Raw genomic sequence first — 15365 nt, 5'->3', positions numbered from 1 at the left:
TAATTTAATAACTGAAAACTGTATAAACTAATTACTTACTTTATTAAACACAACATTGCCATTATTATCAACAACTTCATAAATGCCACCAGGAGCATCTTTAGTTATTCTAAGATAGCTTTTATTACTTTGAAGATATTCAAGGTATTTTTCGTCTTCACTTAAATAAGAAAATAAAACGCGAAACAAATTTACAGATGTTTTTAAATCCTCGTCATAATTAGGCGCTTGATTATCTGGCCATTTTACTGCTAAAACAGACGAAAATACCGAATGCAATAAATCCCTATCCTCTGTTTTACCGTTAGAGTTTGAAGTACTTTTAAAACCCACAAACCCACCATGATCAGCACAAATAACAATTAAACCATTTGGGTCGTTACTTGTTATTGTATTAACGACTTGAGTCAACCATTGATTTGCTTTAACAAGCTTTTCAAGATAAAATTCTCGTTCACCTTCAACACCTCTTGAGCTCGTTTCAGGAACGACAATATGGGCAGGAAGTATTTTTTCAAGGAAGTAAAAATTCTTTGAATTTTTATTTTGTTTTATAAGTGATTCTAATTCTAATTCGATAGGCATGTTCATATCAAAACCATTTGTAAAATATGGAATATCTCCTAACGCTATATTGGTGTAATCATAACCTATTTTAGGTCGATTTAATAAAAAATACGGTTCCTCAACAAGTAAGTGCGTTTTATAACTATTAGCCTTAAAAATAGATAGAACTGGGTTTTCACTTACTATGAATTTTCTAAAATCATGATTGTTTTTGTTTTCTTGAAAACTATAAAAATGATGTTTCATTCCAAAAATGGCACTATTGGTATAAATAGTTGATGAATAATTACTTCTAAATCCTTCATAAAACTCAAAACCTTTATCGTTTAAAAAACTTTCAAATTGAGAATTATCGAAACGATATACCTCATTCTTTAATTCCGAAAAATTAGCATAACCATCAGGCTGTATTAAATATATATTTGGAAGATTCTTGAATTCAACATTTTCGATATCATCAGGTTGTTTAATCCAATCATCTGTTTGCTGCGTATAACTGTAGAACTTAGGGATAAACATGATTACCACCATCAAAGCCAAAAGGAATTGTAAAACAACAATCTTCTTAAGATGTTTGTATATTACTATTGCCAAAACAAAAGCCACTAATAGTGCAACTGCTAATAGCTTCTTTTGCATTCCATAGTTACTAAAGACAATAAAAAAAGTAAAAAAACACAGATTTAGTATTGAAAATATATACCGATTGTATTTTCCCAAAAACCTATTAGTTGAAAAAAACCTATCTGCTAAATAGAAAGAAATAATTGGAATAATGATAAAAAATAAACTAGAAAACAGCAAATGATAATACGAATTTACCATTACCAAATTTGAATCAAAATAATGTAATAATGGATACAAACCAGCTCCAAATGCAGTCACTACTGGATACTTCTTTTGATTGCTAACAAAAGAGTTAATACTATTTCTCAGTTTATTGATTAGTTTAGTCATTTGACTGTAATAAATACATAACTCTTTCAGATCCTTTTATGGGTGTTTTCTCTAAAATATTGAAATACTTGGAGTAACTCCCTTCAAAATTTTCAATGTTATAAAAATCAAAGTGTCCTTTAAATTCACCTTTGGTATTTAGTAAACGTTGTACCCAAGAGTCGTTTCGCTTCGGAAATTCTATAATTAAATGTTTTGAAAAGCTTGAGAAGAATTCTGCAGACATTTCAAAAGGAATATTTCCACTTAAGGTCATGTGATGAATTACAGCCAATGCCATCGTAACATCTGGACTATAAGCTTTAATACGTTTTAAAAATGACTCCCTTTCCTTATTATTGAAACCAATATCTGCTGAAGGATTTAACACATCAAACACAAAAGGCAACATGAAGGTTTCCTTTCTCCGCTTTAATTCCTTGAAGTTAATATCAACAGCGTTATAATCTATATCGCAAACTAAAGCTTGCTTCAGGTTGTGATTTATTTTCCGAACGAAAGTCCCATCATTCCCTCCAATATCAATGAGTGTTTTCGTTTCAAGTTGCTTTACCCAACCCTCAATAATTTGTGATTTTTGATCAAATGCATCAGTAGCGTAGTTGATTTTATCGTAATAATTCCCCCATTCGCTAGTCGTTTCTAAAGACATCTTTTTGATGTATTCATAAAGTCCTTTGACAATGTTTAACTGACCTTTTTTTGATAATTGTGCAACTTTAGAATCTCCTTTATAATCTTCATTATGCTTCTCTTCATACTTTGCAAGCAGATGAATATTGGTGTATAAAAATGGATTTAACTTTGTTTTAAACGGAAGCATTGATGACAGCATCTTAATTGGAATACCATCAATAAAAGTGCTCATAAGTTTTAAAGATTCGGGACCATTATATTTTGCCAACAGCAATGGTCCAAAAAAATGAGATATAAACTGTTTAAACGCTCTCCAAGGTGAGTTTTCTTCATAAAAATCAAAAGACAAGGTATCTATAAACACCATTCTTCCTTTATGAAATGTCACGTTATATGCTGAAGCATCTTTTAAAGAAAATCCATTTTCTAATGCAAATTTCTGAATCTTTAAAGTCAATAATGCAGCTACTTTAAATTGGCTAAAACTCCACTCATAAGGATAAGTGAAAAACGGGATTTGCTCAGGCTCGATAATAATTTCAGTATCAGATTCCGAAATCTCTTTATGATCAATCAGTAAGCCAGCATTTTGTAATTTTTTAAAAAACTCTGAAGATTTAAGCGCATGATATTGCTCAAAATACAAAGGCGAAATAGAGCGCTTTAAAACACCTTGATCAACAAAAATAAAACCAGATGGATCTCTAAACGATGAAGAATGTCTATTGTTGTTGGTCACTATGTGATTTTCTTTCTATATCAGAATCTTTAATGTCAATATCATCAAATACATCTTCTTCATTTTTAGTAATTCCTAAAAACGATTTTATTTTAAACATCAAATTTTTGGAAAATAACACAACACCAGCTACAGCAGCAATTATCGCTTGAATAATCATTGCTCCTAATCCTGGATCAAAATATAAGAAGTGTATCATTTTTTACTTTTTTGTAAATATAGAAAAACTAGGGTTATGGTTAAACAAATTCAATTATTAAAAACTGATTTACATTTTAATCATCCTTGTTATTGCTCCCAATAACATTAACTTATATAGTAAGCTTGTAAAACTAAAATTTATTTTACTTTTACCTTGATTTATTACATAAAATCATTAAATGTCTAATAAACAATTTAGTTATACTTTCATCTTAATATTTGTTTTTACACTTATTATAATCTTAACTAGTCCCCTTATTTTATATCCTGATTCTGATGGATATTTAGATATGTCTATTATTAGATCTCCATCTTACCCCCTATTTCTATCATTATTAAAGTTGGTTTTTGGCTCGGCAGAAACTATCTTAACTATTATTATACAATCACTATTAGGCTTTTACGCTATACACTATCTCATAAGACAGTTTAGAAGTCATTTTTCTATATCTAATTTATGGTATGTCATCCTAACCATTTTACTACTTGCACCATATATTTATAATCATAAGTTAGCTAATTCGATTATGTCAGAAGCTTTGGCATATCCTCTATATTTAATAGTAGTCGCAAAATTTACAGATGCACTTGTTATAAAAAAATTTAAAAGAATATACTTTACTTTATTACTTCTAGCGATACTTATTTTAACTCGAAGTCAGTTTCTATTCTTAGTTCCAATTGGTGTGCTAATTGCTATTTATATCGCTTACACTAAATCGTCTTACACAACCTTAGCAAAATCAGCAATTATATTTTTAATATTACCGTTTTTAACATCTATACTAGATAAAGGCTATCATAAAGTCAAACATGGTCATTACACTAGTACTCCATGGACAGGCATTGTCCTGATTTCAGGACCTATGTATGTATCAGACAGGGAAGACATCAACTTATTTACAGAAGACAAAGAGCGTGATCTATTTCAAAAAGCACATGAAAAACTAACAAATCAATGTCTAAATATTAATTGTTTAAAAAATAAAGAAGACACCAATATCATACTGACCTATACAGATTCTTACTCTGAAATTGCCAATCGAACTATTCTTCCAATTGCGAGTACCATATTAAATAATGGCTTGACAAGAGCAGAGACATTCATTGAAGTTGATCGAGTGACTAAAAACATGTACTTCCCTTTATTAATGGATAATTTTAAAGAATGGTTTAAACTCTATTTGAAAAACATTAAAATGGGTTATGGCAATTCGATATACATGTTATTAACTTTAATATTAATGATATACAGCCTTTGGTTAGCTATTAAACACAAATCAAAATCAGGACTTGTGATGGGCTTTTTGCTTTCATTAATCCTTGCCAATATTGCTAGTGTAGCTATAGGCATCCATACCATAAATAGATTTACATTTTACAACAATTGGATTATATTTATGGTGATATTTGTTTTACTACCTAATTTCAAACATACTCATCATCAAGAATTAAACAAAACATCTTGATTCAATTTAAGCTTTAGTGCTATCTCTATGGATTCAAAAATAGAATTATCAATTGTCATGCCTTGTCTAAATGAGGAAGAAACACTAGGTGTTTGCATTAAAAAAGCACAGCATTTTATAGACTCTAATAAGATTTCCGGTGAGATAATTATTGCAGACAACGGAAGTACAGATACATCTATTTCTATAGCAAAGCAATTAGGAGCACGCTTAGTACATGTCAAAGAAAAAGGCTACGGCAATGCTTTAAAGGGAGGTATTAATGCTGCAAAAGGGGTTTATGTTATTATGGCAGATGCTGATGATAGCTACGATTTTGAATCACTCATGCCCTTTTTGAAAAAACTAAGAGAAGGACATGACCTTGTCATGGGAAACCGTTTTAAAGGTGGAATAAAAAAAGGGGCTATGCCTTTTTTACACAAATACTTGGGAAACCCAGTATTATCATTTATTGGTCGCTTATTTTTTAAGATAAACATTGGAGATTTTCATTGTGGCTTAAGAGGTTTCTCTAAGGAAGCATACAACAAAATGAATTTAAAAACTACAGGAATGGAGTTTGCCTCAGAAATGATAGTCAAATCTAAACTTAATAATCTTTCTATAGCTGAAGTGCCAACTGTACTGCATAAAGATGGAAGATCTAGACCTCCACATTTAAACACATGGAGCGATGGTTGGAGACACTTGAGGTTTTTACTACTTTATAGTCCTAAATGGGTGTTTTTATACCCCAGTCTTTTTCTCCTAATATTTGGCTTAGTATCCTCTACTATTCTAATCATTAAACCTGTTGCCATAGTTAACATTATGTTCGATGTTCACACATTGTTATACACCGCTAGTATGACACTTATAGGTTTTCAGTTTTTTGTTTTTTATGCGCTAACAAAAATATTTGCTGTAGAAAACGGTCTGTTACCAAAAAGCAATAGATATAATAATTTATTTAAATATTTAAACCTAGAAAGAGGACTTGTAAGTGGGGCTATCATTCTACTTATTGGTGTGATTTTAAGCATTAAAGGTTTATTCTTTTGGGAATCTGTAAACTTTGGAAGTCTTAATCCTTCGGATACCTTTAGAATAGTTATTCCAGCAGTATTTACGATATTACTTGGTATTCAAATCATTTTATTCAGCTTATTTTTCAGCATATTAAGTTTGAAAAGTAAAACCTAATTCAGTTAACTTCTTTCAATTTCTCAAAAACAAATAAATTGTTTAGTCCTAGCTGAAATTTTTTATGCTTTAGCAGTCTAAAATTTTGAGCTTCAAATAAGGTAAAAACTTCTTTGGTCTCAAAGCCATAATGCTCATCAACAGACATGCCTTCAATTAAACCTAGTTTTGTTAAAACAGTCAAAATATGATCGACAAATGGAGAAGGAACTGTTATTATTATTCGTCCGTTAGGATTCAAATGCTTAAAAAATTCTTGACTAAATTTCTTTTGTTGGACTCTAGGGATATGCTCTAAAACAGCTAGCATTACGATACAATCAAATGTTTCGTTTTCAGACAAGCTTTCTGGAAATTTACCTGAAATTAGCTTATGTTTTCCATTGTAAATCGTTTCCTTTAGTAACGGGTCAATACCTATGCTAGGCTGAATTGGTTTATCTTCAAGTGTTTTAAATAAGTATCCATCAAAGCAACCAAAGTCTAAGACTTTATCATCAGGTCTTATGTAGCAGCTTCCTTCTCTAATTCTCCAGTCTCTTAAAACTCTATCTAGAAATTTCATATGCTTATTAAATGCATCTTGGCTTTTTATTGGTTTTTGAACAAACTACTAAATTAATTGTATTTCCCTTATGAGTAACAAAAAAAATTAATATTTCTTCTAAAACCAAAAAGGAACCCAAATAAGGATTCCTTTTAAAACTATAAATATTATTTGTAATTAATTATGTTTATTACGCTTACGTTCTACTTCAGTGAGGTGAATTTTACGTAATCTTAAAAATTTAGGAGTGACTTCAACATACTCATCTTTCTGAATATATTCTAATGCTTCTTCTAAGGAGAATTTAATTGCAGGTACAATCTTCGCTTTATCATCTGCACCAGAAGAACGAACATTACTCATCTTTTTGGTTTTCGTAATATTAACAGCCATATCATCACCACGAGAATTCTCTCCAATCACCTGACCTTCATAAATATCTTCACCTGGATCTACGAAAAACTTACCTCTATCTTGTAATTTATCAATAGAATATGGAATAGCTTGTCCTTTTTCCATAGAAACTAAAGAACCATTTTGACGTTCTGGAATTCCACCTCTAAGCGGTTGGTATTCTTTAAAACGGTGCGCCATTATAGCTTCACCTTGAGTTGCCGTTAATAATTGGTTACGTAAACCAATAATACCTCTAGAAGGCACCATAAATTCACAAACCATACGATCACCTTTAGCAACCATACTTAGCATTTCTCCTTTACGCATCGTCACCATTTCAATAGCTTTACCAGAAACTGATTCAGGCAAATCAATCGTCATTTCTTCAATTGGCTCACATTTTACACCATCAATTTCTTTAATGATAACTTGTGGCTGTCCAATTTGCATTTCATAGCCTTCACGACGCATTGTTTCGATTAAAACCGATAAGTGTAATACACCACGACCAAACACCATAAATTTATCTGCACTATCAGTAGGCTCTACTTTAAGTGCTAAGTTTTTTTCTAACTCTCTAGCTAAACGATCCTTAATATGACGAGATGTTACATATTTTCCATCTTTCCCGAAGAAAGGTGAATCATTAATTGTAAACAACATACTCATTGTTGGCTCATCAATATTAATGGTTTTTAAACCTTCAGGAGTTTCCCAATCGGCAACAGTATCACCAATCTCAAAACCTTCTAATCCAACAATTGCACAGATATCTCCTGTTTGTACGCTATCAACTTTCAAACGTCCAAGACCTTCAAAAACATGAAGTTCTTTAATTTTTGATTTTACGATACTCTTATCTCGTTTTACTAATGAGATATTTTGACCTGTTTTTAACTCACCACGAGTTAAACGTCCAATTGCAATACGACCAGTAAATGATGAGAAATCTAAAGATGTAATTAACATCTGCGTTGTTCCTTCAGTAATTGTTGGAGCTGGAATATGCTCGATAACCATATCTAAAAGTGGCTCAATATTATCAGTTTCATCCTTCCAATCATCACTCATCCAGTTGTTCTTTGCAGAACCATAAACCGTTGGAAAATCTAATTGCCATTCTTCTGCACCTAATTCAAACATCAAGTCAAATACTTTCTCATGAACTTCGTCTGGTGTACAGTTTTCCTTATCAACTTTATTAATAACCACACATGGTTTTAAACCTAAATCGATAGCTTTTTGTAATACAAAACGTGTTTGAGGCATTGGGCCTTCAAAAGCATCTACTAATAGTAAAACACCATCTGCCATATTTAATACACGCTCTACTTCTCCACCAAAATCGGCGTGACCAGGTGTGTCAATAATATTGATTTTTGTATCTTTATAGATTACAGAAACGTTTTTAGAAGTAATTGTAATTCCTCTTTCACGCTCAAGATCGTTGTTATCAAGAATTAAATCACCAGTATTCTGATTTTCTCTAAATAGTTGACAGTGATACATGATTTTATCAACCAAAGTTGTTTTACCATGATCGACGTGTGCAATAATTGCAATGTTTTTAATATTAGCCATAATGATGCCTTATTTTAAGCGTGCAAAGGTACGTTAAATTCCGATTAAACAATCAATCTTTAGGAATAATTCAAATGACGATTTCTATGTTTACATAGTAAGATGCTCCAATATACTAACTAAAGCTTAATGTATTGATTACTAAACTCATTAATACAAAGGCTTGATCTGTTAGAATCTCCGAAGATTGCGTTAATAAAACGTTATTCAAGATTACACATATAATTTCTATGCGTATCTTTCGTTATAGAATTGATTAATAGTAAATAGCCTTACAGAATCAGCCAACTATGGGCGATTTACATCTGAAAAATAGCATACAGATGGAAACAATTAGCAAATATTCAAAATTTGTGCCTTACCTCTATTTCTTAGCGGTAATTGCATATTGGTTTACAGATGTCAACCGAAGTGCTGGCATAACCGCTTACCCAATTCTTTTATTTGGAATTCCCTTTTTGTGGCAATTAATAAAACCAAATAGAAAATTAAACTTCAGCTTAGGAATTACCTTTGTATGTCTGTCATCATACATGATTTTAGTGTATTTATCTGATCTACTTGACATCGTTAATTTATCTGTTCAAGTTAAACAGTTTATGGTATTAAGCGGTTTACTTGTTGTTGGCAACTTCGTCATGGCTCTTTGGATGATAAAAAACAGTCTTAATAGAAGCTTCTAAATAAGGCAAAAGGCCGCTTCACTTCTAGACCTAAGACGCAAGACTATTCTGTTTGATTTTACAATAACTGGCCAATGGACTAAATGGCATTATATTTTAGTAACTTTGCAGGTGAAATTTGAAATTTTAAGCAGATGCAATTATCAGACGTTCCTAAACTGAAACATACAAATTCTAACAACTTCTTTTTACTTTGTGGCCCTTGTGCTATCGAAGGTGAAGATATGGCACTTCGTATAGCCGAAAAAGTCTTAACTATCACCGATAAATTAAACATTCCTTATGTATTTAAAGGAAGTTTTAAAAAAGCCAATAGAAGTAGAATAGATAGTTTTACTGGCATTGGCGATGAGAAGGCGCTTAAAATTCTTCAAAAAGTATCTCAAACCTTTGATATCCCTACAGTTACTGATATTCATGAAGTTTCTGATGCTGAAAAAGCGGCCGAATATGTAGACGTACTTCAAATTCCTGCATTTTTGGTTCGACAAACCGATTTAGTTGTTGCTGCAGCCGAAACTGGAAAAGTGGTGAACCTCAAAAAAGGGCAGTTTATGAGTCCGGAAGCAATGAAACATGCTGTTCAAAAGGTAAAAGACGCTGGAAGTGATAAAGCTTGGATTACTGATCGCGGAACCATGTTTGGCTACCAAGATATGATTGTCGATTTTAGAGGCATTCCAACCATGAGAGCGATTGCTCCAACGGTTTTGGATGTGACCCATTCGTTACAACAGCCCAATCAAAGTGTTGGTGTCACTGGAGGACGACCTGATATGATTGAAACTATTGCTAGAGCTGGAATTGTGAATAATGTAGATGGCTTATTTATTGAAACACACTTTGATCCTGCAAATGCTAAAAGTGACGGAGCAAACATGTTGCATTTGGACAATCTAGAAAGCTTACTAACCAATTTAGTTGCCATTAGAAAAACGGTTAATAGTTTATAAGCCATGATGATAAACGATTTAAAAATTAGAGAAGCGACTTTAGAAGACCTTCCAGAAATTACTTCAATTTTCAGAGACACAGTTCGTGCTATTAATAGTAGAGACTACTCTGAAAAACAAATAGAAGCCTGGTCTTCTGGCGCAGATGATATTGAGATTTGGGAGAATCGTATTAAAGACCTCTACTTCATTGTAGCTGAAATTAAAAATGAAATCGTTGGGTTTGCCCATATCAAAAAAGGTTGTCATTTAGATGGACTCTATGTTCACAAAAATTATCAAAGACGTACTATAGGCTCTAAATTATTGCGTATTGCAGAATCTCAGATCATGGCTGAAGGCTACGAAATCATAAATGCTGATTCTAGTATTACCTCTGTAGACTTTTTTGATTCTCATTACTTTGACCAAATAAAGAAACAAAAGAAGTCTTATAAAGGAATGGGGTTTGCGTATTCAATATTTTCTAAGGAGCTATAAACCCTTATTTCAAAAATGATTTATTCTTATGTTTTTCAACTTCTTTAAGAATACTAATAAAAAGTTCATCGTTTATATCCTCTAAAGTTTTATAACGCATAGATTTAACGACTTTACGGTTTTCAGAAACCATATATTCTGTATACTTGGTTAAATGTGCCGAATGCCAAAATCCGACATCAACATAATCTTTACTCTGATTTAAATAACAAATAGGTCGCGTTTCAAAATAATAACAAGGAATACGCCATTTGTATTTCATTTCTGCCTCTGGTAAAGCATGCTCAATAAGCATTTGCAAATGCATGAGTATAGACTTAAATGGCTCAGGTTGCTTTAATATATATTCTTCTGCTGGTTTCAAAGGGATTAGAATATACTTAAAACACCAACAACTATTAGACCGATACCAATGATCGCTTTAAATGGCATGAGCTTATCTGATAATTTTTTTAAAGAATCCCCAAAAGCAGGAGCCTTACCAATAACATGAGTTAACAGTAAAAATCCACCTAAGATACTTGCAACATTTAATAATGGAGCATTCCAAAACTTAAGTATCGCCAACACAATAAGTGCACCACCGATTACCGTTTGAAAAGGCGCCAAAACACGAGCTATTTTATTAAAAAAATTGCGCTCACCATCCCATTTATCAAGTGTTGCTAAGCCCAATAACACACCTCCTGAAATATTCGCTATTGTTAATAAAAATCCCATCATGATTTTAAAGTATTAATTGTTCGAGTCCAAATTTAATTAATATCCTTCCAAATATATTTGTGAAATTGAATTAATTTTGTTTACTTTGTAATTCAAAGTACTTTACTATGGAGCCAAAAAACTATCTACAAGATATAAATGAGATCAAAAATTTGATGAACAAATCATCACGTTTTATTTCCCTTAGTGGACTATCTGGAATACTTGCCGGCTTTTATGCACTCATTGGTGCATATCTTGGTTATGGAATTATTTACGATCATAACATGGTCACGGCAGATGGCTACAGAGCCATAATTATTTCGCAAAGCGGATTATTAAGTATCGTCATAGTAGCTTTGACTGTTTTTCTTTTGTCTGTACTAACAGGTATTGTAATGAGTTATACCAAAGCTAAAAAGCAAAACGAAAGTATGTGGGATTCTACCTCTAAGCGACTGATAATTAATTTTATGATCCCTCTAGCAACTGGAGGCGTTTTTATTTTATTATTAATGGAAAAAAATCTTTACGCTTTTGTAGCACCTCTTACTTTGATTTTTTATGGTTTAGCTTGCGTTAATGCCAGTAAATATACACTAGGATATATAAGGTATTTAGGAATAACTGTTATTATTATCGGACTCATATCTACTTATTTTTTAGGTTACGGATTGTTCTTTTGGGCATTAGGATTTGGCGTTTGCCATATCATCTATGGAACAATTATGCACGTTAAATATGATAGAATGAAATCGTAGTTAGTGATACGTATACATTAACTTTGAATTTAAATTTTTTTAGTGAGCATCATCATCAACATAAACAAAGCATTTGACCATCGTATTCGACTAGGCATCATGTCGATTCTAATGGTGAATGAATATGCCGATTTCAATATGCTGAAAGAAATGCTAGGAGCGACAGATGGAAATCTAGCAAGCCACACCAAAGCACTAGAAAAAGTGGCGTACATTAAAGTTGAAAAACAATTTATTGGTCGAAAACCAAACACGCGTTACTCTACTACAATACTAGGTAAAGCAGAATTTAAAAAACATATACAAGCACTAGAAAAATTAATTAATAAACAATAAAGCCGTTATAGTAGCTTTTTTTTTGAATACTTACTTTGAATTTCAAAGTGAAACATTAAACATATATGAATGGAATATTTTGTAGATAAAAATTCAATAGTCAGAGAAATTTGGGGGAAAAGTGATACCATTCTCCTCATATTCGCTGGTGCTTCAGCTGAATTCGCACTCAACAAAGCTGTCGATTGGCTCTATTTTACTGGCCGCTTACCTAAAGATCCTTTAGGTCGATTATTTTCAACAGTCACCTATGCTAGAGACATTGTATTCTCTGAAAAAGAAATGGCTTATAAAACTATAAAAAACATCAATGTGATTCATGCTTCCGTAGAAAAAAAACGTGGAAAACGCATTCCAAATTGGGCATATAAAGACGTTCTATTTATGCTTATTGATTACTCTATTAGAACGTTTGAAATTTTAGAACGCAAACTTGAAACTCACGAACGCCAAGACGTTTTCAATGTGTTCTCTGATGTAGGACAACGCATGGGAATAACCGACTTACCTAAAGACTATGAAGCGTTTAAAGAGATGCGACATTTGCATATCAAACAAAATCTTTACAATGGCGATTTTACAAAAGATTTGTACAAGCAATATCGCAAACACATAGGAATTGTGAGATACAAACTGCTATTGGAATCACAAATATTGATTACACCAAAAGCAGTAGTTCAGTTGTTGGGTCTTAGAAAATTTTCAATACTTAAGCCACTAATTTCTAGTTATAAAATAAGCCGAAAGATCAATATGGACTGTCTATTGAAGGCGATGATACTGCCTTCGGCATATAAAGAAAACATTAGAGCGATGAATATCTCAAAACCCAGAAAAACAAATCGCATTTTTTTTAATTCTCCACTTTGAAAAACAAAGTACTTTAAATAAATAATATATGAAACCACTTTTAACCATTATCGCGTCCTTACTGTTTAGCATTCTTTTCTACGGAAAATACATTGGGCTCAACTTATCAATCTTTACCATTGTAACGATAGCGTTCCTATTTTTATATAATCCTGAAAAGTTTAAGAATAAACGCATTCTATTGCATACACTTGCCTATATACTAACCGCAATTGTCGTGTTTGTCCAACATTCCTCATTATCTATTATCGCTAACATTGTTGCATTTTTCACTTTAGTTGGAACCGTATCCAATAACAAAACATCAATTTATGTCAATTGGCTAAATGGCGTTTATACGTCAATAGCTGGTTTTTTTCACAGAACTTTTGAGGTTGATTTCCAAACTGAAAAAGCCGACTGGAAAAAAGACTTCGACCTCATTCATTTGGCAAAACTTATCGGGATTCCATTAGCGTTCATAATCATTTTTGTTTTGTTGTATAAAAACGGAAACCCAATGTTTAACGATTTGGTAAACCTGATTGATTTTGATTTTATAAATTTTCAATGGATTTTATTTAGCATTTTAGGTTACTTTTTATTTAGTAATATCTCTAGACCACTTAGTGTAGAACCTGCAACTTCAATCGATTTAAGAACCAAAAACGAATTAATTAAATCCGATACGTTTTCCGAAGAAAAATTAAAGAAGGAAAAACAATTAGGAACAGTATTACTAGGCTTACTCAACCTTTTAATTCTACTTTATATTATTACAGACATTACTTATCTGGCAACAAATGATATTACTAATGCCTCAGCGTTGTCCTATCAAGTACATAATGGAATTAATACGCTCATCGCTTCCATAATAATAGCCATTGTTATTATACTCTACTTTTTTAGAGGAAATCTCAATTTCTATTCAGAAAATAAAAATCTAAAAAACTTAACCTATTTATGGATTGGCCTAAATATCATGCTTATCGTGCTTATTGCAATTAAGAACCTAAACTATATCACATCGTTTGGTTTGACTTACAAACGTATTGGTGTGAATGTCTACATATTATTAACACTCATCGGACTAATCACCACATTTTTGAAAGTACTGAACATTAAAAACATGGCCTTTCTTTTTAGAAGAAATACACAAATCGCATTTGCAGTACTGCTCATATCTAGCTCAATTAATTGGGATCGAAGCATAACAAAATTCAACCTAAATCAAGCTGATGCTTTCGATATTGATTACCTCATAAAACTTTCTGATAGAAACGCCATCTTATTGCATGAAAAGGAGAATGGCATTGATATTTCTATAGAGAACAAGAATAGAATTGACACAAAATACAATGCCTATATGGACAGGCTCAACCTAAGAGAGTGGCAAGAATTTAGTTATGATAATTTTGTAGGAAAACGCAATTCTAAAACTTATGAATAACATGAATATTCGTGACAATCTTGCAAAATCTTGTTTGCTAGCAACAGCCATTTATTGGGCTGTTATTGGCGCAAAGTCTATAGATCCTGATGTTGTACCATTTGTATTCCTATCGATGATTCCGATTTTTTTCTGCACTTCGATTGTTATCTTATTGACTATTTGTCCTTTTTTTTGGGCTGCAAAAGACCAAAGCATTACTAAAGTACAAGTCATTAAAAGGTGTTTCCCGTACTATACTATTGCTTCGTTTGGTTTATGTTTCCTTGGAATTATCTCATCAGACTTCAGCACTTATATGGTTGCATTTTTCTCGTCCGCATATATAACAACCTGCCAATCTTGGATTTGGTTTGCAAAAGACAAACCAAAATGAAACTACTTAATCAACATAGAAAACAGCTGATAGAATGGCTTTTTGAGCATTCGCAAAAGGTATATACCAAAATGTTTAAACATCATGAACCTTGGGGAATTTCTCGCCTCACTTTACTTGAATACCCTAAAGATTCTTTTGGAAAACATTTAGGGACTTTTTTAGAGCAACACAATTATGAACTCATTGCCAAAGTAGAACGTCATGACGCCTACCATACCTTAACGGGTTTTGGAACTAAAGTAGAAGACGAAATCGCTTTACAATGTCTTTGTTTTGGCAACGGAAAACGGAGTTTATATTTGTATGGAGCGATGATTTTAGGAATTATTATTTTACCAGATTATTGCACTTATTATTATCGTTCGTTCACTATTGGAAAGCACGCAAACATCTTTCATCACTTAAATTATAAGAAATTACTGCATGTTAATATCGACAATTTTAGGCAAGCAATTTTCACAACATCACAACGTAATACATTACTAATTAATTGA

General features: G+C 32.1%; 18 protein-coding genes. 10 read left to right on the top strand and 8 right to left on the bottom strand.

The annotated features are described in order from the left end of the window. Positions 1-27: 27 nt before the first annotated feature. From V7719_RS17125 to V7719_RS17115, 3 genes are all read right to left on the bottom strand, one after another. The gene (locus tag V7719_RS17125; protein WP_335731172.1) at positions 28-1206 is read right to left on the bottom strand and encodes a hypothetical protein; all 1179 of its coding nucleotides are present in this window, start codon (positions 1204-1206) and stop codon (positions 28-30) included. Positions 1207-1516: 310 nt separating this feature from the next. Next, entirely contained in the window at positions 1517-2899 is a 1383-nt protein-coding gene (locus V7719_RS17120; protein WP_335731171.1) for a class I SAM-dependent methyltransferase, read from the bottom strand. Then, on the bottom strand, positions 2883-3098 hold the full coding sequence (locus V7719_RS17115) for a hypothetical protein (RefSeq protein WP_335731170.1): 216 nt from the start codon (positions 3096-3098) through the stop codon (positions 2883-2885). Before V7719_RS17115 ends, V7719_RS17120 begins: the two co-directional genes overlap by 17 nt. Positions 3099-3279: 181 nt before the next feature. Here V7719_RS17115 and V7719_RS17110 point away from each other — a divergent pair, with 181 nt between their 5' ends. After that, a complete protein-coding gene (locus V7719_RS17110; RefSeq protein ID WP_335731169.1) occupies positions 3280-4569 on the top strand; it encodes a hypothetical protein in 1290 nt (429 codons plus the stop codon). A gap of 27 nt (positions 4570-4596) precedes the next feature. Further along, positions 4597-5754 carry a glycosyltransferase family 2 protein gene (locus tag V7719_RS17105; protein ID WP_335731168.1) on the top strand — a complete coding sequence of 386 codons (1158 nt, stop codon included), beginning with the start codon at positions 4597-4599 and terminating at the stop codon, positions 5752-5754. 1 nt (position 5755) lies between these two features. Here V7719_RS17105 and V7719_RS17100 read toward each other — a convergent pair whose 3' ends face one another. Together V7719_RS17100 and typA are read right to left on the bottom strand one after the other, a co-directional pair. After that, on the bottom strand, positions 5756-6319 hold the full coding sequence (locus tag V7719_RS17100) for a class I SAM-dependent methyltransferase (RefSeq protein WP_335731167.1): 564 nt from the start codon (positions 6317-6319) through the stop codon (positions 5756-5758). Positions 6320-6478: 159 nt separating this feature from the next. Further along, the gene (gene typA / locus V7719_RS17095) at positions 6479-8278 is read right to left on the bottom strand and encodes a translational GTPase TypA (protein ID WP_335731166.1); all 1800 of its coding nucleotides are present in this window, start codon (positions 8276-8278) and stop codon (positions 6479-6481) included. 323 nt (positions 8279-8601) lie between these two features. On the opposite strand from typA, the gene V7719_RS17090 reads away from it, so the two are divergent. The 3 genes from V7719_RS17090 (at position 8602) to V7719_RS17080 (ending at position 10394) form a co-directional block, all read left to right on the top strand. Further along, positions 8602-8961, top strand: a complete 360-nt coding sequence (locus V7719_RS17090; RefSeq protein WP_335731165.1) for a hypothetical protein — start codon at positions 8602-8604, stop codon at positions 8959-8961. 134 nt (positions 8962-9095) lie between these two features. Continuing rightward, positions 9096-9914, top strand: coding sequence for a 3-deoxy-8-phosphooctulonate synthase (gene kdsA / locus V7719_RS17085; RefSeq protein ID WP_335731164.1), 819 nt, complete (start codon positions 9096-9098; stop codon positions 9912-9914). 3 nt (positions 9915-9917) lie between these two features. Then, entirely contained in the window at positions 9918-10394 is a 477-nt protein-coding gene (locus V7719_RS17080) for a GNAT family N-acetyltransferase (protein WP_335731163.1), read from the top strand. A 4-nt stretch (positions 10395-10398) separates the two neighbouring features. On the opposite strand, the gene V7719_RS17075 is transcribed toward V7719_RS17080, so the two are convergent. Both V7719_RS17075 and V7719_RS17070 read right to left on the bottom strand, forming a co-directional pair. Continuing rightward, positions 10399-10758 (bottom strand): DUF1801 domain-containing protein, encoded by a 360-nt coding sequence (locus V7719_RS17075; protein ID WP_335731162.1) that lies wholly within the window; start codon positions 10756-10758, stop codon positions 10399-10401. Between the two features lie 5 nt (positions 10759-10763). Continuing rightward, complete coding sequence (locus V7719_RS17070) at positions 10764-11117, bottom strand: hypothetical protein (protein WP_335731161.1); 354 nt, start codon at positions 11115-11117, stop codon at positions 10764-10766. 107 nt (positions 11118-11224) lie between these two features. Between V7719_RS17070 and V7719_RS17065 the strand changes: the two genes are divergently transcribed. The 4 genes from V7719_RS17065 to V7719_RS17050 all read left to right on the top strand — a co-directional run bounded on the left by V7719_RS17065 (position 11225) and on the right by V7719_RS17050 (position 14492). Continuing rightward, positions 11225-11857: a hypothetical protein gene (locus V7719_RS17065; RefSeq protein WP_335731160.1), complete on the top strand. Its 633-nt coding sequence runs from the start codon at positions 11225-11227 to the stop codon at positions 11855-11857. Positions 11858-11899: 42 nt separating this feature from the next. Further along, positions 11900-12193 carry a winged helix-turn-helix domain-containing protein gene (locus tag V7719_RS17060; RefSeq protein WP_335731159.1) on the top strand — a complete coding sequence of 98 codons (294 nt, stop codon included), beginning with the start codon at positions 11900-11902 and terminating at the stop codon, positions 12191-12193. A gap of 69 nt (positions 12194-12262) precedes the next feature. Beyond that, positions 12263-13063 carry an oxygenase MpaB family protein gene (locus V7719_RS17055; protein ID WP_335731158.1) on the top strand — a complete coding sequence of 267 codons (801 nt, stop codon included), beginning with the start codon at positions 12263-12265 and terminating at the stop codon, positions 13061-13063. A gap of 28 nt (positions 13064-13091) precedes the next feature. After that, positions 13092-14492: a DUF4153 domain-containing protein gene (locus tag V7719_RS17050; RefSeq protein WP_335731157.1), complete on the top strand. Its 1401-nt coding sequence runs from the start codon at positions 13092-13094 to the stop codon at positions 14490-14492. Between the two features lie 51 nt (positions 14493-14543). On the opposite strand, the gene V7719_RS17045 is transcribed toward V7719_RS17050, so the two are convergent. Continuing rightward, entirely contained in the window at positions 14544-14708 is a 165-nt protein-coding gene (locus tag V7719_RS17045; RefSeq protein ID WP_335731156.1) for a hypothetical protein, read from the bottom strand. Positions 14709-14864: 156 nt separating this feature from the next. Between V7719_RS17045 and V7719_RS17040 the strand changes: the two genes are divergently transcribed. Continuing rightward, the gene (locus tag V7719_RS17040; RefSeq protein WP_335731155.1) at positions 14865-15365 is read left to right on the top strand and encodes a Coq4 family protein; all 501 of its coding nucleotides are present in this window, start codon (positions 14865-14867) and stop codon (positions 15363-15365) included.

This window comes from Psychroserpens sp., assembly GCF_036960315.1.
Taxonomy (GTDB): domain Bacteria; phylum Bacteroidota; class Bacteroidia; order Flavobacteriales; family Flavobacteriaceae; genus Psychroserpens.
The sequence above is the reverse complement of the archived record's forward strand: the minus strand, read 5'-3'. Positions and strand labels throughout refer to the sequence as shown.